General features: G+C 36.1%; 30 protein-coding genes and 1 tRNA gene. 22 read left to right on the forward strand and 9 right to left on the reverse strand.

Annotation, left to right across the window (positions count from 1 at the left end; genetic code table 11):
• Positions 1-97 precede the first annotated feature (97 nt).
• The 3 genes from ACMAWV_RS14735 (at position 98) to ACMAWV_RS14745 (ending at position 1,222) form a co-directional block, all read left to right on the forward strand.
• Positions 98-173, forward strand: a tRNA-Phe gene (locus tag ACMAWV_RS14735).
• A 70-nt stretch (positions 174-243) separates the two neighbouring features.
• Entirely contained in the window at positions 244-828 is a 585-nt protein-coding gene (locus tag ACMAWV_RS14740; protein ID WP_412470105.1) for a GrpB family protein, read from the forward strand.
• On the forward strand, positions 806-1,222 hold the full coding sequence (locus ACMAWV_RS14745; RefSeq protein WP_392992458.1) for a hypothetical protein: 417 nt from the start codon (positions 806-808) through the stop codon (positions 1,220-1,222). Before ACMAWV_RS14740 ends, ACMAWV_RS14745 begins: the two co-directional genes overlap by 23 nt.
• A gap of 172 nt (positions 1,223-1,394) precedes the next feature.
• Here the strand turns inward: ACMAWV_RS14745 and ACMAWV_RS14750 are convergent, their stop codons facing one another.
• Both ACMAWV_RS14750 and ACMAWV_RS14755 read right to left on the reverse strand, forming a co-directional pair.
• A complete protein-coding gene (locus tag ACMAWV_RS14750) occupies positions 1,395-2,801 on the reverse strand; it encodes a serine hydrolase domain-containing protein (protein ID WP_412470104.1) in 1,407 nt (468 codons plus the stop codon).
• Positions 2,802-2,819: 18 nt separating this feature from the next.
• Entirely contained in the window at positions 2,820-4,178 is a 1,359-nt protein-coding gene (locus tag ACMAWV_RS14755) for an amidohydrolase family protein (RefSeq protein ID WP_412470103.1), read from the reverse strand.
• 181 nt (positions 4,179-4,359) lie between these two features.
• Here ACMAWV_RS14755 and ACMAWV_RS14760 point away from each other — a divergent pair, with 181 nt between their 5' ends.
• Both ACMAWV_RS14760 and ACMAWV_RS14765 read left to right on the forward strand, forming a co-directional pair.
• Positions 4,360-5,550 carry a carbohydrate porin gene (locus ACMAWV_RS14760; RefSeq protein WP_412470102.1) on the forward strand — a complete coding sequence of 397 codons (1,191 nt, stop codon included), beginning with the start codon at positions 4,360-4,362 and terminating at the stop codon, positions 5,548-5,550.
• A 33-nt stretch (positions 5,551-5,583) separates the two neighbouring features.
• Entirely contained in the window at positions 5,584-6,438 is an 855-nt protein-coding gene (locus ACMAWV_RS14765; RefSeq protein ID WP_412470101.1) for a hypothetical protein, read from the forward strand.
• 62 nt (positions 6,439-6,500) lie between these two features.
• Here the strand turns inward: ACMAWV_RS14765 and ACMAWV_RS14770 are convergent, their stop codons facing one another.
• Complete coding sequence (locus ACMAWV_RS14770; RefSeq protein ID WP_412470100.1) at positions 6,501-8,480, reverse strand: DEAD/DEAH box helicase; 1,980 nt, start codon at positions 8,478-8,480, stop codon at positions 6,501-6,503.
• A gap of 121 nt (positions 8,481-8,601) precedes the next feature.
• Here ACMAWV_RS14770 and ACMAWV_RS14775 point away from each other — a divergent pair, with 121 nt between their 5' ends.
• The 5 genes from ACMAWV_RS14775 to ACMAWV_RS14795 are packed head-to-tail and all read left to right on the forward strand — an operon-like array spanning position 8,602 to position 11,936.
• A complete protein-coding gene (locus tag ACMAWV_RS14775; protein WP_412470099.1) occupies positions 8,602-9,321 on the forward strand; it encodes a hypothetical protein in 720 nt (239 codons plus the stop codon).
• A gap of 33 nt (positions 9,322-9,354) precedes the next feature.
• Positions 9,355-9,792: a GNAT family N-acetyltransferase gene (locus ACMAWV_RS14780; RefSeq protein WP_412463142.1), complete on the forward strand. Its 438-nt coding sequence runs from the start codon at positions 9,355-9,357 to the stop codon at positions 9,790-9,792.
• Between the two features lie 11 nt (positions 9,793-9,803).
• On the forward strand, positions 9,804-10,829 hold the full coding sequence (locus tag ACMAWV_RS14785; protein ID WP_412463141.1) for a lipoate--protein ligase: 1,026 nt from the start codon (positions 9,804-9,806) through the stop codon (positions 10,827-10,829).
• A 21-nt stretch (positions 10,830-10,850) separates the two neighbouring features.
• Positions 10,851-11,690 carry an alpha/beta hydrolase gene (locus ACMAWV_RS14790; RefSeq protein ID WP_412463140.1) on the forward strand — a complete coding sequence of 280 codons (840 nt, stop codon included), beginning with the start codon at positions 10,851-10,853 and terminating at the stop codon, positions 11,688-11,690.
• 3 nt (positions 11,691-11,693) lie between these two features.
• On the forward strand, positions 11,694-11,936 hold the full coding sequence (locus tag ACMAWV_RS14795) for a hypothetical protein (protein ID WP_412470098.1): 243 nt from the start codon (positions 11,694-11,696) through the stop codon (positions 11,934-11,936).
• Between the two features lie 38 nt (positions 11,937-11,974).
• Here the strand turns inward: ACMAWV_RS14795 and ACMAWV_RS14800 are convergent, their stop codons facing one another.
• Positions 11,975-12,457 (reverse strand): hypothetical protein, encoded by a 483-nt coding sequence (locus ACMAWV_RS14800; RefSeq protein ID WP_412470097.1) that lies wholly within the window; start codon positions 12,455-12,457, stop codon positions 11,975-11,977.
• Positions 12,458-12,632: 175 nt separating this feature from the next.
• Between ACMAWV_RS14800 and ACMAWV_RS14805 the strand changes: the two genes are divergently transcribed.
• Entirely contained in the window at positions 12,633-13,079 is a 447-nt protein-coding gene (locus ACMAWV_RS14805; RefSeq protein WP_393092226.1) for a GNAT family N-acetyltransferase, read from the forward strand.
• Here the strand turns inward: ACMAWV_RS14805 and ACMAWV_RS14810 are convergent.
• Entirely contained in the window at positions 13,076-13,855 is a 780-nt protein-coding gene (locus ACMAWV_RS14810; protein WP_412470096.1) for a hypothetical protein, read from the reverse strand. The genes ACMAWV_RS14805 and ACMAWV_RS14810 overlap by 4 nt on opposite strands.
• Before the next feature lie 129 nt (positions 13,856-13,984).
• Here ACMAWV_RS14810 and ACMAWV_RS14815 point away from each other — a divergent pair, with 129 nt between their 5' ends.
• The gene (locus ACMAWV_RS14815; protein ID WP_103219105.1) at positions 13,985-14,356 is read left to right on the forward strand and encodes a tRNA-binding protein; all 372 of its coding nucleotides are present in this window, start codon (positions 13,985-13,987) and stop codon (positions 14,354-14,356) included.
• Positions 14,357-14,373: 17 nt separating this feature from the next.
• Positions 14,374-14,781 (forward strand): GFA family protein, encoded by a 408-nt coding sequence (locus ACMAWV_RS14820; RefSeq protein WP_103219106.1) that lies wholly within the window; start codon positions 14,374-14,376, stop codon positions 14,779-14,781.
• A gap of 17 nt (positions 14,782-14,798) precedes the next feature.
• On the opposite strand, the gene katG is transcribed toward ACMAWV_RS14820, so the two are convergent.
• Positions 14,799-16,925 (reverse strand): catalase/peroxidase HPI, encoded by a 2,127-nt coding sequence (katG, locus tag ACMAWV_RS14825; protein WP_412470095.1) that lies wholly within the window; start codon positions 16,923-16,925, stop codon positions 14,799-14,801.
• A gap of 191 nt (positions 16,926-17,116) precedes the next feature.
• On the opposite strand from katG, the gene ACMAWV_RS14830 reads away from it, so the two are divergent.
• From ACMAWV_RS14830 to ACMAWV_RS14840, 3 genes are read left to right on the forward strand one after another with little or no spacing between them, the layout of a single operon-like run.
• A complete protein-coding gene (locus ACMAWV_RS14830) occupies positions 17,117-17,455 on the forward strand; it encodes a hypothetical protein (RefSeq protein ID WP_412471093.1) in 339 nt (112 codons plus the stop codon).
• A gap of 13 nt (positions 17,456-17,468) precedes the next feature.
• Positions 17,469-18,089, forward strand: coding sequence for a DUF6151 family protein (locus ACMAWV_RS14835; protein ID WP_103219109.1), 621 nt, complete (start codon positions 17,469-17,471; stop codon positions 18,087-18,089).
• Positions 18,089-18,811: a phosphatase PAP2 family protein gene (locus tag ACMAWV_RS14840; RefSeq protein ID WP_103219110.1), complete on the forward strand. Its 723-nt coding sequence runs from the start codon at positions 18,089-18,091 to the stop codon at positions 18,809-18,811. Before ACMAWV_RS14835 ends, ACMAWV_RS14840 begins: the two co-directional genes overlap by 1 nt.
• 55 nt (positions 18,812-18,866) lie before the next feature.
• Here the strand turns inward: ACMAWV_RS14840 and ACMAWV_RS14845 are convergent, their stop codons facing one another.
• Positions 18,867-19,613: an endonuclease I family protein gene (locus tag ACMAWV_RS14845; protein ID WP_103219111.1), complete on the reverse strand. Its 747-nt coding sequence runs from the start codon at positions 19,611-19,613 to the stop codon at positions 18,867-18,869.
• A gap of 245 nt (positions 19,614-19,858) precedes the next feature.
• Here ACMAWV_RS14845 and ACMAWV_RS14850 point away from each other — a divergent pair, with 245 nt between their 5' ends.
• The 3 genes from ACMAWV_RS14850 to ACMAWV_RS14860 all read left to right on the forward strand — a co-directional run bounded on the left by ACMAWV_RS14850 (position 19,859) and on the right by ACMAWV_RS14860 (position 22,631).
• The gene (locus tag ACMAWV_RS14850; protein WP_412463134.1) at positions 19,859-20,182 is read left to right on the forward strand and encodes a hypothetical protein; all 324 of its coding nucleotides are present in this window, start codon (positions 19,859-19,861) and stop codon (positions 20,180-20,182) included.
• Between the two features lie 79 nt (positions 20,183-20,261).
• Complete coding sequence (locus ACMAWV_RS14855; protein WP_412475815.1) at positions 20,262-22,238, forward strand: ATP-binding protein; 1,977 nt, start codon at positions 20,262-20,264, stop codon at positions 22,236-22,238.
• A 159-nt stretch (positions 22,239-22,397) separates the two neighbouring features.
• Positions 22,398-22,631, forward strand: a complete 234-nt coding sequence (locus ACMAWV_RS14860; protein ID WP_103219114.1) for a hypothetical protein — start codon at positions 22,398-22,400, stop codon at positions 22,629-22,631.
• Between the two features lie 31 nt (positions 22,632-22,662).
• On the opposite strand, the gene ACMAWV_RS14865 is transcribed toward ACMAWV_RS14860, so the two are convergent.
• Together ACMAWV_RS14865 and ACMAWV_RS14870 are read right to left on the reverse strand one after the other, a co-directional pair.
• On the reverse strand, positions 22,663-22,956 hold the full coding sequence (locus ACMAWV_RS14865; RefSeq protein WP_392992422.1) for a hypothetical protein: 294 nt from the start codon (positions 22,954-22,956) through the stop codon (positions 22,663-22,665).
• A gap of 102 nt (positions 22,957-23,058) precedes the next feature.
• Positions 23,059-23,403, reverse strand: a complete 345-nt coding sequence (locus ACMAWV_RS14870; RefSeq protein ID WP_103219116.1) for a hypothetical protein — start codon at positions 23,401-23,403, stop codon at positions 23,059-23,061.
• A 149-nt stretch (positions 23,404-23,552) separates the two neighbouring features.
• On the opposite strand from ACMAWV_RS14870, the gene ACMAWV_RS14875 reads away from it, so the two are divergent.
• From ACMAWV_RS14875 to ACMAWV_RS14885, 3 genes are all read left to right on the forward strand, one after another.
• Positions 23,553-24,011: a VOC family protein gene (locus ACMAWV_RS14875; protein WP_103219117.1), complete on the forward strand. Its 459-nt coding sequence runs from the start codon at positions 23,553-23,555 to the stop codon at positions 24,009-24,011.
• A 47-nt stretch (positions 24,012-24,058) separates the two neighbouring features.
• A complete protein-coding gene (locus tag ACMAWV_RS14880; RefSeq protein ID WP_412470093.1) occupies positions 24,059-25,273 on the forward strand; it encodes a chloride channel protein in 1,215 nt (404 codons plus the stop codon).
• A 119-nt stretch (positions 25,274-25,392) separates the two neighbouring features.
• Positions 25,393-26,262, forward strand: coding sequence for a hypothetical protein (locus ACMAWV_RS14885; protein ID WP_412470092.1), 870 nt, complete (start codon positions 25,393-25,395; stop codon positions 26,260-26,262).
• Positions 26,263-26,279: the final 17 nt, after the last annotated feature.

Consider the following 26,279-nt stretch of genomic DNA (forward strand, 5'->3'; position numbering starts at 1 on the left):
TAATTAAAGATATCTCAAATTAAAATTAAAAAACTTTTTAATTTTCTATTGACGAAAGAAACATAAACCATTAATTTAATGGAACCAAATCATTTATGCCCTGATAGCTCAGTTGGTAGAGCAAAGGACTGAAAATCCTTGTGTCCGTGGTTCGAATCCGCGTCGGGGCACCATAAAAAAGCTACTTCTTTGAAGTAGCTTTTTTTTTGCCTTTTTTTCACCTTATCGTACTAAAATAAGTTCATGCAAAAAGTTTTTACCGTTTTTGAAGAGCACGGCTTGGGCCTGGAAAGGGATAACAAAGTTCGTTTTGTTGATCATAATAATAAATGGCGTGATGTCTTCAAGTTTGAATCTAAACGAATCGCTGATTCATTAAATATTAATTCGTTAAAATTACACCACTGCGGAAGCACTGCAATTCCAAATATTGTCGCAAAACCAATAATCGATATCGTTGGTGAGACTTCTTGTTTAGAGGAGTTAGACAAAAAGAAAGAGTTACTTGAGAAGCTCGGTTACGAATATAAAGGTGAATATGGGATCGAAGGTAGGAGATATTCTGTTCTCTATAACTTCGAAAAGACAAAAGGCTTTTGTCATCTTCACATCTTTGAATCAGGTAGTAAGGAACTTAAAGACCATATTATTTTTAAAGATTATCTTATTTCCAATCCAAGTGCAGCATTGAGATATGAAGAGCTTAAAAAATCTTTGGATATACCAAGAAGTGAATACTCAAATGCAAAAACAGAGATTATCTCAGAGCTATTAGAAGAGGCATATAAAGAAAGGAGTTCACTTTATGAGGACAAAAGAATTATATAACCCATTGGTGGGTTTTCTTATTGGCGAGTGGGATAATATTAGCTTTGAAATTTCAAATGGAAAAGAAGTCAAAAGAGAAGTTTATCCTGAAACGATGGTTGGTAAGAGTGAGCATGTCATTACTATCACGGCGCATGGGTTTAGAGACGGAAAAGATTTAACTAAGGATATGTGCCTAGAAGTTAAAGGTGAAAAAGTTATCATGTCACAAGGGCCTTTCAGAGCAGAGGGGATTGTTAAGGGGAATGTATATTATCTAGAGGGGAAGCATGAGGAGATGATTTTTAAGTTTAGGCTTTATACTATGGGAGATAAGTATGTTTTTCATAGAGAAACATGGAAAAATGGAAATATTCAACAAATGGATATGTCTTATCTTGTAAGAAAGAAGTAGTATGAAGTTTTTTTACCTTGCGGATGAGTATATTAAATCTCAAATGGAATAAAAATTAATCAAAGGCTCTATTTATAGAATATGCATTCTAGGTGTCTTTTCTTTACACGTGGCCAATAAAAAAGCACCTAGAATGAAAACTCCGAACTTTTGTTCTGACTTATTTTATTCGTTAGTTTTGTTTACTTGCTGTTTTTCTCCTTTTTTCAGTCTGTTTTAAATCTCCATGTAAGTACTTCGCTGCTTTTCTTAGAAAGCCTGGCATTTTATCTTCACCGTAAGGTGCAACATAACCATTGGTAGAGAAGTAGACTCCTACAAAGTCTCTTTTTGGATCGATATAAATACCTTGGCCAATATTTCCGTGCTTCCAAAGCGCCCCATCAGCGAAGACCCCATCAAATTGATAAGAGTTTCTTACTGGAGATTCTCCAAACTCTTCTATTTGTCCTTTGTACTTTGCACCTCTTTTGTAGGCATTATCACTTCCCGCTGTTTGCAGCCTTCTAAGAACTCTCTTTGAAACAACTGGAGAGACAGCAGCTTTCTTCCAACTAGGAGTAAAGAGCATTCCATATCTTGCAAAATCTTCAATTGTACTTGAAATTAGACCGTGAGCAATTGAGGTCCCGTCGGGGGTAAGGTGATGCTGCATTGGAAGTCTTGCAGTCATCTTACCCCATACTCGTTCTTCAAAAACTTTTGCCCAAGTTTTATTTTCAATTCTCTCTGCTATGACAACAAAGACTTGAGTTACAGCTGATGAGTAGCGGAATACTTCTCCGGGGTTTTCACCTTCAATTTTTTCAGCAGTTTTTAAGACTTCAAGCCAATTGTCTACATTTCCTGTCGATGGATTTTTTGCTCCAAATTCTGCACTAAAGAATTTAACAATAATCGATTTCGGGTCAACAATTGCTTGGAGAGTTTCTTCAAGCTTTAAGCCAGTGGCCATGTTAGCTGCATCAATCATTGATATATTGTCCCAATTAGTTCCCTTAAATTCAGGAAGATAATATGAAACACTTTTTCTCATATCAATCTTTCCCTCTGCTTCAAGTTGAGCAATGACAAGTCCTACTGTTGTTTTTCCTGGAGACATCCAAACGTGGTAGTCTTCTCGGTTCATTCCTGGGAGGGCCTCGTAGACAATTCTACCTTTGTGCACCATCACAACTCCTTGTACTCTGTGATTTGGATGGGAGACATATTGGTCAAGACTCAATTCACCATCTTTCGTTGTAAAGAATACATTCTTTCCAATTCTTTTGTTTATCTTCTTAGATAAGGCCTTGTACTTGTCATTAGGCTTTGAGGTTGCTGTAGGCATTAATTCACTAAGATTTTGGTTATAGTATAAAGCGTGATCTCCTCCCATTTGATAGTGGAAGTTCTCAAAGCTTTGTTGCGCCTTCTTACTAAATTCTAAAGAGAAGGGTTTCTTTGCCACACTAACTGGTAACGTTGTCGATGCTCCTGGGACTTTTAAATACTTTTTAAGAGGATTCTCTTTCTCTGCAAATGTGAGAAAAGAAAAAAATGAAAAAGCTCCTAACAAAAGTGAATATTTAATATTCATTACTGACTCCTAGATTTATTATTTTTCAACTACAGAAGCACGACTTCTTGTATTTCGATCTTCAAGCATATTCTTAATTATTTCACCATTTTTCATAATCACAGCAAAACTAGTTTCTGGTGTTGCAATTAAATCAATATTTTTAAGAGGATCGCCGTTAACTAAAATTAAATCAGCATAGGCACCAACTCTCACAACTCCTAGTTCTCCATCCGGATATGGATCACGTTTGCCACTAAGTTTAAGTAGTTGAGCATTATCATGAGTAAGAATTCTTAGAACTTCATGTGGCTTAAACCATCTTTTCATTTTTGCTGCCATTTTTCCTTGCTTAGCTGCAAGTGCTGGATCAAATAGGGTATCAGTTCCCCAAGCAATCTTAACTCGATGTTTTTTTGCCGCTCTCATGACTTTATCTGTTCCGTTTGTCACTTCTACAAATTTGGCCTGGCTAACTGGATCTGGAAATGGAATGGCATCTTCATCGTTAAGAATTGGCTGAATACTTAACCAAACTCCTTTTTTGGCCATCTTTTTGAGTGTCTTATCACTCAGTAGGAACCCATGTTCGACACTTTTAACTCCTGCATTTATAGCTTGCTCTATTGCCTTATCTGAAAATGCATGGACTGTTACATATGTATTCCAATTATTGGCCTCTTCAACAATTGCTTTCATTTCATCGTATGAATATTGAGTAACATCAAGAGGATCATAGAGTGATGAAACGCCACCGCCGGCCATGACCTTTAGTTGACTTGCACCCATTCTAAATGCTTCTCTGGCACCTTTTCTTACTTGAGGAACACCGTCTGCAATAATTGTCATACCAACTCTTTGGAAATAGTCGAGGTCTTGATTATTTGATGTCGGAACTACGGTTGCAGGTCGAAAGTCACCATGTCCAGAGGTTTGTGAAAGATAAGGGCCAGATGGATAAATTCTTGGTCCTTTAACCATTCCATTATCTGTTGCCTTCTTTAGTCCAAATACATTGCCGCCAACGTCTCTTACACTCGTAAAACCACGAAGTAATGTATCCTCGTTTGTTTTAACTGCATTGATTGATATATATTGTAAATCTGCTGAGAGAAGTTGAGCTTGTGGCATTGTTGCTAATGTTGAGTGCCAGTGGTTATCAATCATTCCTGGCATTAAAACTCTTCCTTTACCACTGATAACTGTAGCATCTGCCGAAGCTTTTACATTTCTTCCAATTCTTTTAATCTTATTATTTTCAATTAAAACATTTGTTGTCCCTGAAAGCTTAGTGCTTGTTCCATTAAAGACTTTTACCCCTTCAAAAAGTACAGAAGAGGAAGCGTAAATTAAAGATTGGCCAAAAAATAATAAAAGCCCGAGTGTAATCCTATTCATTTTGATCTCCTATATGCTTGTGTTTATATGTGCTATAAGTCGAATTATCGAACTTTGGATAGAGTTCTCAATTAAAGTAATGTTGAAGAATACCTAGGTGTATTTGTAGTTTAATATTTCATTAAATTATTTACTTTTATTAATTCCTCTTAGATCATTTTTGGTTTTTATAATGAGAATCATGAAAAATACGATAATCAAAATAATAATTTGTACTTTGACTCTTTCTATCTATGCTGAAAGTTTAGAATTTGACTCCATATACAGTGTTGAAGGGATTCTCAAGGACAATGAAAAGCAACAAAGAGATAGCGTCTTAAAGTGGCTTGTTAGTTCAAAGAAGAGTCTTAAAGAAAATTACGGTCTTTCTTTGGGTGTGGATAATTTTACGCATTATCTCGATTCAAACTCTGATCAAGACCCATCAGATGCTGCAAGTAACGTCTTTCGTCTCTATGGTACGTGGACGTTAATAGGTAAGGGAACACCCAATGATGGTGCACTGATATTTAAAGTCGAAAGCCGTGATGCAATTGGAAATAATCTATCGACACAGGCGCTAGGGCCAACTCTTGGGTACGCAGGAACTTTCGCTTCAACTTATAGTGATAAAGGCTGGGTTTATACGAATTTTTATTGGAAGCAACATTTTGCGGATGGGAAAGGAGGAGTTGTTTTTGGACAGGTTGATGTCTATGACTACGTCAATGTTAATAGTATTGGAAGTCCTTGGACTGGATTTACAAACTTAGCGTTTCAGCACCAGCCGACTTTTCCTGGCCCTCCTCAAGGTTTAGGTGCTGCTGCCTCATATCACTTTAATTCTAATTGGTCTGTGCTTGCAGGTTTTGTTAATGCAAATAACGATCCCCATAAACCGATTGAAAGTGCTAAAAAACTCTTTGATGAAGGAGAAACATTTAAGCATATCGCAGTTGGATGGTTACCGAAGTGGGCAGCTCGATTTGATAGGTCTCTGCAGTTTACATTCTGGCAAGTTGATAAAAGAGAAAAGGCTGGAGTGGAGTCAGGTTCTGGTTTTTCATTCCTAATGAGTACTATTAGAGGTAAATGGACACCATTTCTTCGTGCTGGTTATGCTGATGGTGGAGGGGCCATGCTAGATCGTGATATTAGTGTTGGTACGGGGCTTAAGTTAAGAGATGAAAAGGATTTAGCTGGTCTTGGTATCGGTTGGGGGCGAGCTCCCTATAATGATAGGGATCAATATACTTTAGAAGCATTTTATCGCTATGGAGTTAAGAGCTTTATGCAATTGTCGCCTTCAATTCAATATATTTCAAAGCCTGCTAATGATTTATCAACCGATGATATCTTTGTCATTGGTGCACGTTTAAGAGTTTTCTTTTAATAAGTTTTTTTACAACATAACAAGGAAGTTTAAATGAAAAGAGTATTTTTACTTATTGTTCTTTTATCAATAGTTTCTACAACCCACGCTCAGGGCAAGTTTAAAAAAGACGAGTATCAGGCACCAGTTCTAGCATCAACAGAAGATATCTCTAAAGAGTTATCAAACCCAAATACGCCTCTCGCTTCTTTAACATTTAAAACATCATATACAGCTTTTGAAGGAGATCTTACTGGAGCTGATGATCAGGATTCATTGACAACTCTCTTTCAACCAGTCTTTCCTTTTCCAATTGATCATGCAACCAAGACAAATTTATTCATTAGACCTGCTATTCCAATTGTATGGAAAACACCAACTCTTGGTAGTAATGGTTTTAGGGATGTTAATGGGATAGGAGACATTGGTTTTGATATTGCTTTAGGTAGAACTTATCAAAACGGTACTGTTCTAGTTGGTGGTATGCAAGGACTAATTCCTTTAAAGAATCACCTATCTGTTAATCAATGGCGATTTGGACCTGAGTTTCTCTATGCTTATTTATCTAAGAAGTGGTATGCAGCAATCTTTCCATCTCATCTGTGGGATACATCAGGAAACGAGCAGTACTCAAACACACAAATTGAAATATTTGCTGGCCTTTATTTTGAGAACGCATGGACATTAATAACGAATCCAAAACTTAGTTATAACTGGGTGACTGATCAGACAACAATTCCACTAAATCTAACGGTCAGAAAGGTGACAAAACTAGGTTCTACTCCTCTAAAGCTTGAGTTAGGTTTTGATTACTATGTTGAAAAGGATGATGCCTTTGGACAGGACTGGGCCATTAATTTAAGTATTACACCTGTTATTGATAATTTTATCTACAACTTATTTAAATAGAAGTATTACTTCAGGTGCTTTTCCTTTAAGCAAGGTCAATGAAAAGCACCTGAAGCGGAAGATTAGGCCAATGTTATTTTAATCTTCTTCATTCGGCCTTCACCAATTGAGACTGTTTTAACTTCTTTATGCTTATCAAGGTGTTGATGAACAAGTCTGCGATCTGATGCGTTTAATGCTTTTAGTGTTACTGGCTCGCGAGAGTCTAGAACTTTAGCTGTCTCACGCTCAACCATCTTAATAAGACTGTCTTCCTGACTCTTTACACCCTTACACTTGAAATTTAGTCTAACTTCTCTAGGAACTTCAACACTGTTGTAAAGGTGAAGTCTTGTTAGGTGCTCAAGAGCTTGGAGTAGTTCATTATTATCTCTTGTTAACATTTTCTCATCTGCTCCAGAAAAGAAGATCTTAATATCCTTTCCATTAAATGAGAACTTTGCAAATAGCTTCAAGTTTGCCTTTTTAATAAGATTAATTAGAAATGGCATCACGATTTTTTTATACGTTGGCCTAAGGCTATAAGTGAACTTTGTAAGCCTCTTTCCAAATAAGAAGAACTTCTTGCGTCCCTGTGTCGATTCATCAAGGCTTAGTTGTGAATCATACTTTATCTTGAAGAATGCAAGAGCGGCTGCCTTCGCACTTTCTTGAGAGTCTGCTTGAATCGTAAACGTTGGTGTATTTGGTTTCTTTTCTATTTTCTTAATAGGTTTTGTTACTGGTGCATCAGTTCTTTGAACTGTCTTTTTAACTCTTTCTTGAGTTTTCTTTTGAGTTCTTTGGCGCTGAGGTTTCTTGCGCTGATCTTTTTGCTCTTGTGTTAATGGTTTGCCAGTTGTTCTATCGACAACTTTAAAAGTTTTGCGGTCAATGAATGGCTTCTTTGAAAGATTTTTCGATATATCTTCTGGGCCAACGTCTAACTTTGGAATTTTATCACCAATAAAATCTTGAATAGGATCTAGATATTCACAGTCATCAAATGAACAAAAGCTTATTGCTTCTCCTTCGCAGCCTGCTCGACCTGTTCGACCAATTCGGTGAACATAGTTTGCAGCATCTTGTGGAAGATCGTAATTGATAACAAGATTAACATCTTTTATGTCGAGACCTCTTGCTGCAACATCTGTACAAACAAGGATTGTCGTCTCTTTCGATTTAAAGTCTTTGATAAGCTTTGTTCTCTTAACTTGAGAAAGGCCACCTGAAATTGCCTTTGCTTTGAAATCCATTGCGATCAGCCATTCAGCAACTAAGTGTGTTTGAAATTTAGTATTACAGAAGACTAGGGCGTATGCATCTTCGTGATTTCGTATGAGGTTGACAAGAAGTCCCATCTTCTCATTTTCATTAATCATCGCTAGCTTATGATCGATGTGATCAACAACCATATTGTCTTCATTTAGCTTGATCTCAATTGGAGTTGAGTTGAACTTGTAGGCCGTATTTAGAACTGCCATATTAGTCGTGGCCGATACCATGATTAATTGTCTATCATCTGGCATTTGGCCAAGTGTGTATTCAATATCTCTTTGGAAGCCCATGTCAAATAATCGATCAGCTTCATCAAATACGATTCCGTAAGTGCGATCAATGAGGACGGCTTTTTGCTTAAGTAGGTCTACTAAACGTCCTGGGGTTGCAATAATGATATGAGCACCCTTCTTTATTTGCTCTTTTTGCTTTTCGAGGCTTTCACCACCAATAACGCAAACTGTTTTAATTCCAGAGTCACTACCTAGATCTTTAAAGACCTTTGCAGTTTGTTGCGCTAGCTCTCTTGTCGGAGAAAGGACAACGTAATGAACCTCATCAACTTCCACGAGGTCATCATGAATGATATGTTCGATGATCGGGATTGCAAATGACGCAGTCTTTCCAGAGCCTGTTTCAGCAAGAGCAAGTATGTCTTTACCTTCTAAAATTGGATCTATTGTTAGTTCTTGGATGGCGCTTGCTGTTGTGAATCCACATTTTTTGATGGATTCAAGGAGGCCTGCGCTTAAATTAAAGTCTTCAAATGGTATATTATTTGTCATAGCAATCAATATACGTTAAACGACGCACTAATCTAAGTAATTTCTTTAATTTAATCATATTTACTGCGTTTAAGTGCATTTTTGCCTTTTTATAGCGAATTATATCTAACTATAATTACTTATGAAAAAAATTCTCTTTTTAGGACTTGGACATTTAGGACAGCACTTTCTTTCGCAAAATAAAATACACGAAGTAATTGGGACAAGAAGAAAGTCAGATGAATTAGAAACTAACCTCATCGAATTCTCTTTAGGTGAGAGCTGGAAAGCTTCAAAGGACTTTGATGTTATTATCATTTCATTTCCACCTGTCGAAGAATACTCTCTTAAACTTCAAAAACTATTAGATGATTTAGGGCCTTTAAATAAAGTTATTTTTATTAGTTCGACTTCGGTTTTCGGCACAGGCCAGATAAATGAAGATAGTATGAAAGTTGGTCATACAAGTAATGCTAAAGAGCTTATTGAGTGCGAAAAATTGATATCACAGTTGGATGATTATGTAATTGTCAGGCCAGGTGGCCTTATTGATAGTAAACGCCATCCAAAATTCTTTTCTAAGAAAATGTCAAAGCTATCAAAGTCAAAAACTAATGTTAATCTAGTTCATACAAGTGATGTTGCTGCATTTTTACACTACGCAATTGGTCACAATATTATTAATGAAGATTTTAATCTGGTTTGCGATGATCATCCTACTAAAGAGGAATTCTATCGTAGCTTTAATTCGGCGATATCTTTTGATTCAGAAAATTCAGAACTTCGAATAATTGATAATTCTAAGAGTAAAAATACTGGTTTTACTTATCATTATAGTAATCTTTCTTGGTCTAAACTATAATAATTAAAATTTTTTAGATATTGTGAGGCCACAATGAATATTAGAACGCCTAGTCTGTCAGACGTTGATAAGTTATTTCAAATCGAATTAGAAAACTATGGTGAGCAAGAGGCGACTGAGAAAGAAACTTTTCAGGCCCTAGTTGAATTTCCAGAAGACTATATCGGCTATGACCTTAAGGTACTAGTAGATGCAGAGGTAATCGGATTTTATTGTACCGTGGAAGAGGACGGAAATATCGAGCTAGTTGATATTGCAGTCTCAAAAGATTTTCAAGGAAGGGGTCATGGCTCAACGTTACTTGAAGAATGTTTAAAAAATCATGCTCAAATGCCTTTGTCTTTGACTGTTAGAGAAGATAATTATTCGGCAATTGCTTTATATAAGAAATTTGGTTTTAAACAAACTGAAATCGAGAAAGATTACTACGATGATTGTAATGGCCTGCGATTTGAGAAAACAGATTTATAAATAGGAATAATATGAGTAAGAAAGTAAAAATTTTTGTAGCTGAACAATATGATCCATATTTTAATCTCGCGACAGAGAATTGGATTTTTAACGATATGGACACGGATTCTCATGTTCTCTTTCTTTGGCAAAATGATGAAACTGTTGTCATTGGAAAGCACCAAAACCCGTGGACAGAGTGTATTACAAGTAAGATGGAAGAAGACGGGGTGAAACTTGCTAGACGCCAAAGTGGTGGCGGGGCGGTTTTTCATGATCTTGGAAATACTAATTTCACTTTCATGTCATCTAAAGAGTCATACGATAAGGACGCCAATAATAAGATCATTACAAATGCTTTAAAAACGTTTGGGGTTGAAGCCTTTGCTAATGGAAGAAATGATATTGAAGTGAAAATTGCACAAGAAGAAGGATCAAGAAAAATTTCTGGTTCGGCCTTTAAGGTAAAGAGAGATCGAAGCTTTCATCATGGAACACTTCTCATTAATGCTGATCTAAGTAAACTTGCTAACTACTTAAACCCTAATAAGAAAAAACTAGAGTCAAAGGGGATCAAGTCAGCACGTGCACGTGTGATGAACCTTTCAGAACTTAACTCTGAAATCAATCATGAGAGTCTTTCAAAGGCCATTGTTGAAGAGTTTTGTCGTTTCTACGATGCCCAAACACAGGTAGAGGTTTTAAACTACGACTTCTTAAAGTCTGTTCCTAAAGTTAATGAATACTATGAGGAATTAAAGGATTGGAATTGGCTTTACGGGAAAACGCCGAAGTTTAATCATCAATTTGATGAACGCTTTGACTGGGGTGGTGTTGAAGTTCATATAAATTCAAATAAAGGAATAATGGAAGAGGTGACAATCTTTAGTGACTGCTTACACCCACCTTTAATTGAGTCTTTTGCTGAAAAACTAAAAGGCATTGCTTATGATGTTAATGCTGTTCAAGATACCTTGAATAAACTTAAAGAGGACTTTCAAGATCATCATAGTGAAGTGGATGATTTTTCCAACTGGCTTGTCACAAATATCAAATAAATTTGTATGGAGTATTAATAATTGAAAGACATATATATTTTAAAAGATAATTTAAAGACATGCTTTAGGGTAAGTGGAGCAGAATCTGGGAAACCTGTCCTTTATATAAATGGTGCAGGGATGAGTGGAAGTTTAAATTTCTATCAAGAAGACCTTTTGGATAATAATATCAAGCTTTATTCGATTGATAGGCCAGGCTTTGGTCTGTCGGACTTCAATGAAGATAAGTCTTTTTCTAGTATCACTGAATCAGTAGAATTGTTATTAAGAGAGCTTAAGTTAGATCAGATTGACGCTATCGCATTCTCTCAAGGTGCGCCTTTTTTGTACCATATGTGCTTGCATGGGATTGTTAAAAAGGCCGTCATAGTTTCTGGTCAAGATGATCTACATTATAAAAGTACTTATGAGTTACTTGATGAGAATACGAAAGGTTTTGTTAACTCTGTAAGTAGTGGCCAATTAACATGCGATGAATTTCAAAAAACTTTCAATCTGGATGGTTTTATAGAGTTCGTTATTGGAACATCTTCTGAAGTCGATAAGAAGGTCTATACGCAAGATTCATATAAGAAGATGTATGGCGAATGTCTTCAAGAAGGGATTGGAAGTTCATTTGAGTCTTATTATCAAGACCTATTTATGTGCTTATCTCCTTGGGGCTTCAATCTTGAAGAAGTTACAACAGACGTATTCCATCTATATGGGAAACATGATTATAGCCCAGTTCATTCACCAGATTTTGGAGAGACTCTTACTCAAAGAAATTCTAATTTTACAGCTGAAGTAATTGATAGTGTTGGTGGAGCCTTGATTTGGACTCATGGCAGTTATATTTTGAAAGGGTTATGCTACAATTAGGTCATGAAATATCTCGTTACTTTAGCGACTCTTATTCTTAGTCTAAGTTGCCAATCGAATTCTGAAGAATACTACGATCAGTACATAAAAAAGTGCAATGGTAATAGTTGTTGTGAAAGCTCTATACGAAATGCCAAGTCATCTGAATCTATCATTCTTGAAGATGGTAAAAGTTGTCCCGATGGATATCGTGTTGAGATGCAAAAGTGTATTGGTAGCAAACGTTGGTGTGTCGTAAAAAAATGAAGAATAAAAAGGGCCAACTTAATTGGCCCTATATATTCTTAGTAAGCAAGAATTAGTGATTCAACAGGGTCAATACATGACTCGAGAATAGTCATATAAAGATATTCTTCTTTGTCATTATCGTATTCAGCAAGAGTTTGATTATTAAGTCCGTACATAGTACATGAGATATTTACAAATGCTCTGCCTTGTCTAACAAGTTGGAAATTTTCAAATTTAAGTGATGAGTTTAAATGACGATAATCTTTAGTCTTTCCATCTAGTGCTTTTAGAAGATCTGCATCAAAAGAATCAGCTGAATCTTTCCAAGTATAGGCCTCGTATGAAATTGTACACTGATCACCGCTGCAGTTCATCCCTTGTGTATACCAATTTATATCGCCACCACAGTATGTATCCATACAAATATCACCCATGTAGTCATTGATATCTTTTGCTTCTGATTTGGATAGAAAATCAGACTGAGCTGAGACAGCTGTTGATAGTGAAATTAAAACTAGAAAAGATAGAAGACCTTTCATTTATTACTCCCTGCGAAATTTTTGTTTTTTGTTTAAATAGCGAAAGTGACATGATGTGCAAAGATACTAGATAATATTTACTTACAAGGGCCTAGAGGGTTTTGATTGTAAAGTATTGAAATTTAACAATCTAAATGTGTACGTTTTAAAATTTTATGATATATTCTGCGTCCTTATGAATCATTATGAGTATAAAGAATATTCGCAAATCTCTGATGAGGTCTTCGAAATCGTTTCCCAGACGAATTCACAGATCTTTAGTACGCCGTATTGTGTCGACAGAATGTACTCAAAAACAAAAGACTGCACTAAGTTTCTTGCACAATTTTACTTTGATGGCAGCCAGCCAATCGCCTTTAAAGTTGGCTATGATTGTGGTGATTATTTCTACAGCTGGGTAGGTGGTGTTGTGCCATTTTATCGTGGTCAAAAATTAGCGACAAAATTGATGGAGAGGCAACATGAGTGGGCCAAAGAGCAAGGCTTCACAAAGGTTCGTACTCACACTGATGCTCGCTATCCAGAAATGATTGAACTCAATGAAAAGTTTGGTTTTAGATTAGTTGATACGAGAATCAAGGAAAATCAAATAGAGCAGTTAATTCTTGAAAAAAATCTTTAATAGAATGGGTCTTTGATATAAGTTTCTAAAATTCTTTTCTTTTTAAGTTTTGTCGCATCACTATCTGGTAAATACTCTAGTAGACTAAGAATATTTGTAATTCCTGTAAGCGTTTTTGTGACACCATTCATAACTCTATCTCTGCCAGTAGAGACACCATACCTTTGACGATAAAAGAAATAGCGATCTTTTAAGAGTTGCGACTGACCAAGTTCTGTGGCTGATGTTGTTAGGTTGAATTTAAAGACAGCATTAAATTTTGTTAGCTTTTGAAGTTTCAAATCTTTTTGATCTATATTCTTTAGTGATTTTCTTAGCACTTTAGCAATATAGGCCCTCAAGAATCTCGAACCAACTGAAATTTTAGTTCGCTTCTCCTCATATTGTGCGTTCTTATCCAGATAGAATGTGACTTGAAAATGTCCTTGGGCCTCAATTTCAACGAGTTCTTCTGGGTACGTTAAGTTTTGTTCAATTTTTGAAAATATTTGATTTGCTTTTGCTATTCCAATATTCGAGTTCGTTGAAATCTTGGCATCGTCTATGTTTAGGTGTTTTGGATTAATGGAGAAGTCTGAAAGCTTTAATCCCTTTGCTCTATAGTTTTTTGAGAAATTCTTTTGTATAGAGCTCTTTTTTTGTTTTAAGGATTTTACTTTCATTTTGATTGGTTCTCTTTGTGTAATTTTTTTGATTTGATCATTCTTTGAATATGAAAAGAGCAAGAGAGTATGAAGTAAGAAAGAGATGGTTAAGCTTAATTTAAATTTTTTCATTACATCTATTGTATTTTTCAAATGAAAATTCTGTGGTTAGTACCTTGTCAATTTTGTGTGAATTTTAATTATTTGGTGACCACTTATTTTTCTTGTATAATTTAAAAAGTAATAAAAGAAAGGATACTTATGCATTTGGATTTTGAGCCGAGCGCGCCGGCGCTTACTGATATAGATTTTAGTAAATTTTTAGAAGTTGATATGAGAATAGGGGAGATTCTTGAGATTGAAGATTTTCCAGAAGCAAGAAAGCCTAGCTATAAACTCAAAATTGATTTTGGCCCAGGTGTAGGTGTTAAAAAATCAAGTGCTCAAATTACTGTCCACTATAAGAAGGAAGAGCTGATTGGAAAGAAGGTCTTGGCCGTTGTTAATTTTCCTCCAAGGCAAATTGGAAAGTTCATGTCGGAAGTTCTTGTTATGGGATTCTCAGATTCAAATAACGATATTGTCCTATTTAACCTGGATAAAGATGTGCCAAATGGAGCACGTCTACATTAGTCCAAGGGAGAGTTTAAATGAGTAATTTACATAAAGGTTCATGCTTATGTGGCACCATTGAATTTGAAGCGGAAGGGGCTTTTGATAATTTCTTTCTATGCCATTGTAAGTACTGTCAAAAAGATACGGGATCTGCACATGCTGCAAATCTTTTTGCAGGTAATTTGAAGTTTAACTGGCTTAGTGGGGAAGATAATATTCAATCTTACCAATTACCTGAGACTAGACACTCTAAATCTTTTTGTAAGACTTGTGGCTCGGCCGTTCCAGGAGTTTTTAGCGAAGGGAAGCTTGTGGTCATTCCGGCCGGATGCCTAGATACTCTTGTTGATATTAAACCTAGAGCACATCTTTTTATTAAAAGTAAGGCAAATTGGGATGATAACTTAGAGAGCATTTTAAAATTAGAAGGTCTACCTAGTTAGGCAGACCTTCAGTATATTTATTTTTTCAATTCAAATCGATCAAGATTCATCACTTTATTCCAGGCCGTAACAAAGTCATTTACAAATTTTTCTTTTGAATCATTTTGAGCGTATACTTCTGAAATTGCTCTAAGCTCTGAGTTAGAACCAAAGATTAAGTCAGCACGAGTTGCTGTCCAAGTTGATTTTCCAGAAGAAAGTTCGATAGCTTCAAAAATTTCATTATTACTATCTTTTGCTTTCCATTCATACTTCATATCAAGAAGATTTGTGAAGAAGTCATTAGAAAGGACACCAACTTTATTAGTGAATACACCATGCTTTGAATTGTCATGGTTTGCTCCAAGTACACGAAGCCCACCAATTAGAACTGTCATTTCTGGAGCAGTTAAAGTTAATAGTTGCGCCTTATCAAGTAGAAGCTCTTCTGTTGCTACTGTGAACTTTGTTTTTAAGTAGTTTCTAAAACCATCTGCTTCTGGTTCAAGAACTGCAAATGATTCAACATCAGTATTTTCTTGTGTTGTATCCATACGTCCTGGTGTAAATGGAACTTCCATTTTTACTCCTGCGGCAGCTGCAGCTTTTTCAACACCTGCACAACCTGCTAGAACGATAACATCTGCAAGGGAAACGGTTTTATCAAAATCTTTTTGAATTTTTTCTAGTGTTGCTAGAACTTCACTTAACTCGCTTGGCATATTTACTGCCCAATCTTTTTGAGGAGCAAGGCGAATACGTGCACCGTTGGCACCACCACGCATATCTGAACCTCTAAAGCTTGAAGCTGATGCCCAAGCCGTTCTTACCATTTGAGAGATCGTAAGAGGTGAGTTTAGAATTTGATTTTTTAATTCAGCGATATCAATCTCATTAATAAGCTCATGGTTAACAGCTGGAATTGGGTCTTGCCAAATCAGGCTTTCACTTGGTACTTCTGGCCCAAGGTAGCGAGCTTTAGGTCCCATATCTCTGTGTGTAAGCTTAAACCATGCTTTTGCAAAATTTTCTCTAAACTCTTCAGGGTTTTCCATATAGCGTCTAGCAATTTTTTCGTAAGCAGGATCAAATCGTAAAGAAAGATCAGCTGTTGTCATCATTGGTCTGTGTTTTTTTGAAGGATCATGTGCATCTACTACCATATCTTCATCAGCAACATCTTTTGCAAGCCACTGCCATGCACCTGCAGGGGACTTAACTTTTTCCCATTCGTATTTGAATAGAGTTGTCAGATAGCCATGATCCCATTTTGTCGGATTTGGCTTCCATGCACCTTCGATACCACTTGTAATCGTGTCACCACCTTTTCCTGTACCAAAGTTATTTTTCCATCCAAGTCCCATTTGCTCTATTGGAGCGGCTTCTGGTTCTCGTCCAAGGTTTGAGTCTGGAGCTGCCCCGTGACACTTTCCAAAAGTGTGCCCGCCAGCAACAAGTGCAACTGTTTCTTCATCATTCATCGCCATACGAGCAAATGTTTCACGTACATCAATTCCTGATGCAACAGGATCTGGGTTGGCGTTTGGTCCCTCTGGATTTACATAAATAAGGCCCATTTGAACTGCTGCGAGAGGCTTTTCAAGTTCACGCTCCCCTGTGTATCTCTTGTCACCAAGCCACTGTGCTTCTGTTCCCCAGTAAACATCTTCTTCTGGTTGATAGATATCCTCGCGTCCTCCAGCAAAGCCGTATGTTTTAAATCCCATTGACTCTAGAGCGCAGTTACCTGCAAGTACAAATAGATCTGCCCATGAAATTTTATTTCCGTACTTTTGTTTCACTGGCCATAGAAGTCTTCTGGCCTTATCTAGATTTCCATTGTCTGGCCAACTATTTAGTGGTGCAAATCGTTGGTTACCTGTATTGGCCCCTCCACGTCCGTCAGATGTTCTATATGTACCGGCAGCGTGCCAGGCCATGCGGATGAATAGAGGACCGTAGTGTCCGTAATCTGCAGGCCACCATGGTTGTGAGTCTGTCATTAATGCAAAGATATCTTTTTTAAGTGCACTCAGATCAAGTGAGCTAAATTCTTTTGTGTAATCAAAATCTTTTCCCATTGGATTTGCGAGTTCAGAATGTTGTCTTAAAATGTTAAGTCTTAGGCGCTCTGGCCACCAATCGTTATTATTAGTTCCCCACATAATTAATGCTCCTTTGATGAGTAAATAATTTTTTCTTAAATTATATATGAAAAATGCTTATTAATGTCTTTAATTTTTATTTATGTTTTTGAATTTGATTTTTGCCAGAACGTCTTTGAAGTTCTTATAATTAAACTTCAATTACAAAAGGTTTTTATATGCGATGCGTATTAATGCTATTAGCAATTTTCTTGATGAATTTATCCTACGCTTCGGCCAACTCTAATAAAAGGTTAGATGGACTTCTTTGTGCTGTTGAATCAGCAACATATTATAAGAGAGTTCTTGAGTCACAAAACTTAGAAGTAGATAAGTATAGACACTGTAGTGTTTCATGTATTGTTGGTATCGAATGTGGTGTTAGCTCTTCTGCTGTCATTGGTGTTGCAAAAGAGATTTATGATCTCTTTGGTGGTGGCCATGCTGAATGGGCAGATCTTTTGGCCAATATACATGGGCTTCACTTAAGTCAACGAGCTGATATTCAAAATTTTGAAGATTGCTCTGCCTCTTGTAAACGCATTTACTAAAAGGATAAGAAAGGTGGGTAGGAAATTAATTTCTCTAAAGTGTGAGTGTGGCTCAGTTGAAGGTGAGTTAACAATAAATAAAAGCTTAAATAATCATGTCGTTTGCTGTTGTGATGACTGCCAGACGTATGCACAGTATTTAGGTCGAAAAGATCTTCTTGATAAGTTTAATGGTACGGAACTTTTTCAAACTGCGCCTCGCTATATAAAAATCACGAAAGGCCAAGAACATCTTTCGTGTTTAAGGTTATCTCCAAAAGGCCTCTACCGCTGGTATGCAGGATGTTGTAATTTTCCAATGGTTAATACTCTAGGTGCAAAAATTCCATTTAATGGACTTGTTTGTGCATTTGTTACAGGCGATAAGTCAGCGTTAGGGGATATCCAGTCTTATAATATGATGAAGTTTTCTTCTTTTAAATCTAGTGAGTGGCCAAAAAATGGCTTCGAAAAATTTTCAAAACTTGCGGGACTTTTTATTTTAAAACTTCTTTCTTTGGGCACAATTCTTAGATTAACAAAGCCTAATTCTTTCTTTGATCTTGATTCTGGTCTGCCAAAAGTAGAACCACAGATACTATCAAAAGAAGAAAGAGATTATACAAGAAGTAAAATTCTACACATTGATAAGTAATGAAGCTGAAACAAAAGTTAATCTTACTTATTTTGATATTAAGTTTTCAAAAAACTTACGCCAATGAATGCGGCAGCTTTCTTTCTGATTTTACGGCACCTATTTGTACGGATGCTAAGTACATCTTTTGGACCGGGACAGGGATTACACTCGGACTTCGTTTGCTAAAAGAATATAAAGGAATTGATGAGATTCAAGAACGTGCTGCTCAGAAAAACCACCTTAAAGATCTTGGTCAATTTGGTGGAGATATTGGTTATGGTGTTCTAAATGGTGCCTATATTATTGGACAATATTTTTGGGGCGGAAGGCTTGGTAAAGAGCGTGCTTCACATATGTTACAAGCGACTGCCTACACAGTTGGAACAACAGTTGCTTTAAAGACTGCCGTTCATGAAACAAGACCTGGATATCCCGACGAAAATGACTCGTTTCCTTCTGGTCATGCTTCTGCTTCATTTGCATTTGCTTCTGTTGTAACTGCACAACATGGCTGGGGCTGGGGTTCTGCAGCACACTTGGCCGCTATTTTTATTTCTTTTAGTCGCTTAAATGATAGTTGGCACTATCTACATGATGTTACTGCTGGAATGACTATAGGCTTAAGTTATGGATGGGGAATTTATTTTAATCATGTGGAGTATAATAAGCCTTACTGGTTAACTGTGCTTCCTACAGCGAAGCTCGATGGCCTTGCATTTAGTTTTTCACAAAGTTTTTAAAAATAAAAAAGGGCACTTAATAAGTGCCCTTGTATTTTATCTATGTAAATTAATTCTAGAAGTCAGTAATTCTTGAAACTAAATCTGGAGCGTCGATAAAAGGATTTCTATTTCCTTGAATGTCTTCAATTCTATCATTTCTTACACGCTCATCTTCATCAACAGGATCTAGCTCATGCCATTGGCGAAGAGTTTCTTCCATTTCCGTGCTGATTTTACGGTCGTAACGAATAGAAAAGTAGAACATTGCTCTTGCAACATTACCTTTGTGGTAAGTTGGTGGCTCGTATGTATTTCCATCAAATTTAGATGCTGGACAGTAGTCTAGTCTTGAGTTCTTTGCGTCTACTTTTCCAAAGTTATAATTACCACGCGTACTATTTGCTCTGTTTTGAGAAGGGTATAGGTGGTGAAGATCACCTACTTGATATTTTGCCAGAGCACCACGATCAAATTTAGATTGTGGCCAAGTGTGCTCACAATTTACTACCTCGTGGTTAGGGATTGTGCCCTTAGCGATTTTTCCAATTCTTGGAGTTGAGTTTGTATATACTTCGTCACAGTATACATCGCGAATATATAAGCTATTTCCATTGTCTCTTTCTAGGTGAAGATTTCCAAAAAGGTGCTTTCTTGCAACTTTATAAGAGTTCTTCGTGTGACCTTTTGTCGTTAGTCTTTCAAGTTCATAGCGAATACCATCAGAAGATCCTGAGCTTGCTAGGATTTCTTTGGCCTTTTCGAGGTTGCTTGATGAGTATGCGCATAAGCAAAGTGCGGATACAATTAAAAGTTTAAACATTCAATTCTCCAAGTGTTCATTATTGTGTGTGTATAAATGTTATAAGGCAGTAGTATTAAGTTGTCTAATATTTAAAATTAGTCATATCTAATAGGTTTTTTGTTTTTATGTAATATCCAGTGGTTTGCGAAGCATCATGAAAAACTCTTATTCCAGCAATCGAATCTATTCATTTTTTTTATTAAATTGAATTAACTAAAGTCTTCTTACTCAAAATGATTTGGGGTTGGATTAAGGAGAGTATTATGAAAAAGTTAATTTTAGGTCTTGCAGTTGTTCTGAGTTTTTCTAAAGCTGTTTACGCAGAGGTTGTTGTTATTCCACAAAGTTCGATAAATTTATATGTTGGTTCTTTCTCTAATATGGAAGCTGAATTGAAGGATAAGATTTTTGAAGCGGCCATTGAAAAGTGTGGAGACTTAGAAAACGCACGTATTGGTAAAACTGAAATTCAATTAACATTAGGTAATGTTTTCAAATTTCCAGTTCAGTCAAAAGCTTTAGAGGGCTTAATTGAGGGCTCATACCCACAAGTAAGTGCTGTTACGAATATATCTTGTCGTAGGTAAAGTTTGGTTAAAAATAATGGCGTATATCAGGTCATAATCTTAAGTTAAGTTCGCAGTAAACATAGACGATTTGTTTACTGTGAAACTTGGCCTGTCAAAAATCTCATTAATAATTCTTGTCTTGGGAATCTCTTTCCTTGCGCTCTTATATCATCAAAGAGAAGTGCTTCTTCGTGACAAGTATCAAGAAGAGTTTACTAGTGGTGCTCAAAAGATTATTTCAAGTATACAGGCCAATCGAATTGTTCGTGGTGAAGCCTTGGTTGGGATCTCACATTTCTTTGCTTCGTCATTAAATGTAAATAAATGGGAGTTCAATAACTTCACAAAATCAACTTTAAATAAATTAAATATCTCGGCCATTTGTTATAGCGGTGAAAATGGAACAACTTACGAAACTTTGCAGTCTAAGGGAAAGACTTGTGGCAAGTTTGGCAAGAATAATAAGGTGATTTTTGATACTGCAACATCCGATATTATCTTACAAGAATTTGTAAGCTCTGTTGATGGAACTAAGGGGAGGGCCTATATGATCTTTTCGTTCTCCTCTTTATTACCTTCAAATGTCAATCGAGGAGACTTGTCAGATTATCGAGTGAATCTAGATGTCGGTTATGGTGAAGGTGATAAGAATTACAATTTTTATCGTCAAGAGGAGCCATTTGCTACAGATGGTAATACAAATTATTACTTAACTGTATCTAGTCCAAAAACTTTATCAACACTTACGGTTTCATTTGATTACATTATTAACCTTGTTCTCTTTTTATTCATCATTATCCTAACTGTTTACATTATTGAAACAGGAAGAAAGCGAGAGTATCTGATTTCAAAAAAAGTAAAGAGACAAGAAGAAGCAATAAAAAAGCAGTATGAAGAATTAGGAAGACAAAAGAAGTTGGCAAGCCAAAATGAAAGGTTGGCCTCGATTGGAATTCTTGCTGCAGGAATTGGGCATGAAATAAATAATCCATTAACAATTATCTTAGGTCATTTAAAGTCTTTGAAAAAAAGAGTTACTAATAGTCATAAAGAAGAAATTATTGAAAAGATTGAAAAGTCAGAGTCAGCTGCACTTCGAATAGAAAAAATTGTATCAGGCTTAAGAAAGTTTTCACGGCAGACTCAAGATGATGAGCCAACAGATTTTAGTGTGCAAAATGTTTTTAAAGATACTGTCTCAATGCTTAAAGACTTCTATGATAAAGATAATGTACATCTAAATCTCTATATGCATGTGAGTGATGAAGCATTGATAAAGGGTGAGAGAGGAAAATTTCAACAAGTTTTAATCAATTTAATTTCAAATGCTCGAGATGCAGTTGAAGGGAAGGAAAATGGAAAGATCAATGTCATTGTAAAAGAAAATAATGATCGAATTATTTTTAAAGTCGAAGATAATGGCCATGGAATTAGTGAAGAAGAACGTGAGAGAGTATTTGATCTGTTTTATACCACCAAGGATGTTGGTAAAGGTACAGGAATGGGACTTTCCATTGCTCATGGATTTATTAAAGATGATTTTAACGGAAAGATTGCATTGAAAAGTGTTGTTGGTATTGGAACAGTATTTAAAGTTTCACTCCCGATACATTATGGAAGAGAAGAACTACCATCACAGGAGAATAAAGTGGTTAGTTTAAGTGATTTTAAGATGAAGTTTCGTGCAATTGTAGTTGATGATGAAGAAGGTATTAGAGATCTACTTCAGGAGATTCTACAGGATGCAGGAATTACTGTATCGCTAGCAGAAAATGGTAAGGTTGCTTATGAAATGTACCTCCAAAGGCCAGAGGACTATGACCTAATTATAACTGATATGAAAATGCCTGTTATGAGTGGCCCAAAATTAATTAAAAGTATCAGAAACAATAAACAATTAAAGCAGCCGAGAATTTTAATTTCAACAGGCTGTGTGAGTATAAACTTTGAAGGCGAAGATCGCGAAGTTGCTGAAATGGTTGACGGATTTTTGTATAAGCCGTTCTCCGAAGAAGATATAGTTCAAGAAATCACAAAGGCCATGAATGTTGTTGTTGAAAAGAAGATCGCTTAACAATTAAGAATGTAATAGTAAATTGTTTGGTTTTTGTTAAGTATGTTAAGTTTTGAATAAGTAATTGCCGGGCCCTTTCGCCCGTCGTAGAAGTGCATTAGAATAGAATGGTAGCAACGTTTAGGCGTTGATTCAGTTTAAGAAAATTAGGAGTGTAAGATGAAGCGTTTATTTATTCTTGCTATTTTCTTAACTTCGCCACTTTCTTTTGCAGCTAATGAGAGAAAAATTAACAGCTCTGAAACTTACAATGCGCCAAAGAGTAAAGTGAATGAATTAAGCAATTATGCAAATGGAAAAAAGAGAAGTCATCAAAGAAAGAACTACAAGAGAAGTTATGATGACATCCAGGATTACCGCGAGGTACTCCAATCAGAAACAAGAGAACGTTAAAAAAAAAGGCTACATAAAGTAGCCTTTTTTATTATAGTAGTGATAGTTCAAAGCTTACGACATCGCATCTCTCGTCAATTACCGTCTCAAGCTTATATGCACCTGAGTAAGTATTGAAGTAAGCCGAATAAAGATCTAGTCCTTCTTCGTTTAGTCCGTCAAAAGAGATATTAGTTTGATATTCGTTATAAACTTCGTCGTAAGAAACTGCTAGCTCTTGAGCTAGGATATCCATTGACTGAAGTTCAGCTTCTAAGCGACATGAAGCGTATGTGCTTGATAATGCAATAATAGAAACAAGTACTAGTTGAATAAATGATTTCATAAGGGCTCCTCATATTGATTTAAAGAGCTTATATGAATTTTGTTTTGATAGGTCAATTAGCATTGAGTATATATGAAAAAATTAATCTAATCTTGTTATAAATTACGGATTCCCCATAATATCTTTTACCTGAGATTGGATATTCTTAAATTGCTTGGAATTAAAATCAATATTTTGGGCAGCACTATCTACTGTTAGCTCTGTGTTTGTATTTGTCGTTTGCTGTGAGGCAAGCTTTCTTCCTAATTCACTTAGTTGGTTCCATTCTTGATCTGGCATTGCTACCAGTTTTGACTTTGCTTGCTCAGCTTCATCTTTACCAATGATTCCTCTGGCAACCATTTGGTCAATCATTGAGACTGTTGCATTGCGATCTATTTGCTGAGCATAGACAAATGTCGATAGTTTAAGTGATAAAATAAGTATCAATGGCCTTAAATAATTCATATTTGTCTCTCTCTATTCATATACCAAATTCATGCAGAGATTATAAATGAGAAACAGATTTGACCAAAAACTAACGAAATTTTAGTACTTTATATAGATAAGTCTTGGTAAAGTAGACCAATATTTGACAACTAATTTTGGAGGTTAAAATGAAGTTTCTCCACACAATGGTTAGAGTAACTAGCCTAGACGAAAGTATGGACTTCTATTGTAATAAACTTGGACTTAAAGAGGTTCACCGTATCGAGAGTGAAGCGGGTCGATTTTCACTTGTCTATTTAAGTGCACCTGAAGATGAAGAAAAAGCATTAAAGGAGCAAGCTCCACTAATCGAGCTTACTTATAATTGGCCTGATGAAAATGGTAATACTGAAAAGCTACCTACGAGTAGTCGAAATTGGGGCCATTTAGCGTTTCGTGTTGATGACATTTATGAAACTTGTCAGAAACTAATGGATCAAGGGGTGACAATTAATCGTCCACCTAGAGATGGATATATGGCATTCTTAAAATCGCCAGATGATATCTCAATAGAGTTACTTCAAAAAGGTGAGCCATTGGCCCCATCTGCACCATGGAAAGATATGGAGAATATCGGATCTTGGTAAAATTCATATTAATGGACGCTGCTGTGTTTCTAACCTAGAATAGAAATATGGCAGCAGACATTGGTAATGATACCCGAAATATAAAATACTACTTTTCTTTTATCGCTCTTGGCGTCCTGACTGGAATTGCTTCGTCTGTCTTTTTACACCTTTTAAAAATCGTTACATCTTTAAGGTTTCGTTATAGTTACCTTATTTATTTTCTTCCAATTGCAATGGTTGCTGTAAATTTCTGTTATAAGAAATTTTCTCCAATAAGTGAGAAGGGAAATAATCTTATTATTGATGAAATTCACAATCCAAAAAGGGATATTCCCCTTATCATGATTCCCCTGATTTTATTTTCGACGCTACTCTCTCATTTATTTGGTGCAAGTGTTGGCCGAGAGGGAAGTGCTGTTCAGATGGGGGGAGCAATTGGCAATTATCTGGCTAAATTATTCAATCATTCAAAAAGAAAGAGGGCGGTTCTTCTTATGGCCGGATGTGGGGCCGGGTTTGGCTCTGCTATTGGTGCTCCCTTTGCTGGAGCAATCTTTGGCATTGAGGCCATTTACTTAAATGCAAGAATAAAGTTATCGACTTTTCTTGAGTGCTTAATTGCTTCTTATATTGGCTTTTACACAACACATCTATTATATGCGCCACACTCAAATTATATTCGATTCAAATTTTTAGGTTTTTCATGGAATCTAATCTTCTATGCACTTATTGCTGGAGCTGCCTTTGGTCTAGTTGCAAGGATATTTGTTTTAACTGTTGAGAAATCAAAATTGAAAATTAAAACTTTGGGAAAACCTTTGCTAATTACATTTACGGGAAGTGTTGTTTTATTACTTTTCTACTTTGTACTTAATGACTTCTACAAGCAGCGCTACACTGGACTAGGTATCGAAGTTATTCAGCAGGCATTAATAGAAGTTGTTTCAATAAAAGATTTTATTTTAAAATTCATACTCACGGCAATTTCTCTTGTTTCAGGAATTAAAGGAGGAGAGTTTACACCTCTTGTTTATATTGGAACGACAATGGGCTCTTGGATGTCATCGATTGTTGCGATCAATCCAAACTTTCTCGCTGCTCTTGGTTTCTGTGTTGTTTTTGGAAGTGCTTCAAATACACCTCTTGCTTGTATTGCTATGGGAGCTGAGATCTTTGGTTATGAATTATTGCCATATCTCTTTGTTGCGATGGCCATAGGACAATTTGTCTCGGGTAAGAAGACAATTTACACATCTCAAATCGTTAAGAAGTTTAGATAGTTGACCAAAATACTTTCTAATTAAATCTGGCAAGTTAAATTTTTTTCTTCACAGACTGTTTTTTTAATTTCTATAATAACTTGTTTATATTTATTTATGTGCTTTCAGGGAGGAAAGAGATGAGAAAATCAACGCTATTGATTGCTCTTTTTGCTGCAATCTTTTCAATTCAATCTTATTCATGTGATATTCATGGAAAAACAGGAATCATGCCAGAGAACGATCTATACCGTGGTGTTGACGCACTAACAGGTAATGGAATGACTGAAGAGTTATTCAATATCATCATTGATCGTGCAAACGAAGTTTACGCTCCAGTTGTTGAAACTGAAGGTGCAACTCTAAAGTTTCACCGTAAATGGGAAGATGGAACAGTAAATGCTTACGCTAACCAAGGTGGCGGAGTATGGAATGTTCACATGTTTGGTGGTCTTGCTCGTCACGAGCTAGTATCTCCAGATGGATTTGCTCTTGTAGTATGTCACGAACTAGGTCACCACCTAGCTGGTGCTCCAAAAATCAAAAGATTTTGGGTTTCTTCATGGGCATCAAACGAAGGTCAGTCTGATTACTGGGCTTCACTTAAGTGTTTCAGAAGAATCTTCCAAGATGATGACAATGCTCGTATCGTATCAAAAATGAATATCGATCCAGAAGTTGAGTCAAAGTGTAATGCTGTTTGGTCTGATTCAAATGAAAATGCTCTATGTAAGAGAATGGCACAAGCTTCAAAAGGTCTAGCGACTCTTCTGAACTCTGGTCGTTCAGTATCTTTCACAACACCAGATATGTCTGTTGTTAGAAAAACTGATGACAAGCACCCAGCTGGTCAGTGTCGTCTAGATACTTACTTCCAAGGTGCTCTTTGTGACAAAGACCTAAATGATGACGTATCTAAAACAGATGCTCTTGCTGGTACTTGTAACAGAGTAGATAACTACGAAACAGGTATTAGACCACTATGTTGGTATAAGCCAAAAAATATGTAATTAAATTTTAAATTATA

Origin of the sequence: Halobacteriovorax sp. RT-1-1, assembly GCF_047085455.1 — a bacterium.
In the GTDB taxonomy this organism is placed as follows: Bacteria; Bdellovibrionota; Bacteriovoracia; order Bacteriovoracales; family Bacteriovoracaceae; genus Halobacteriovorax_A.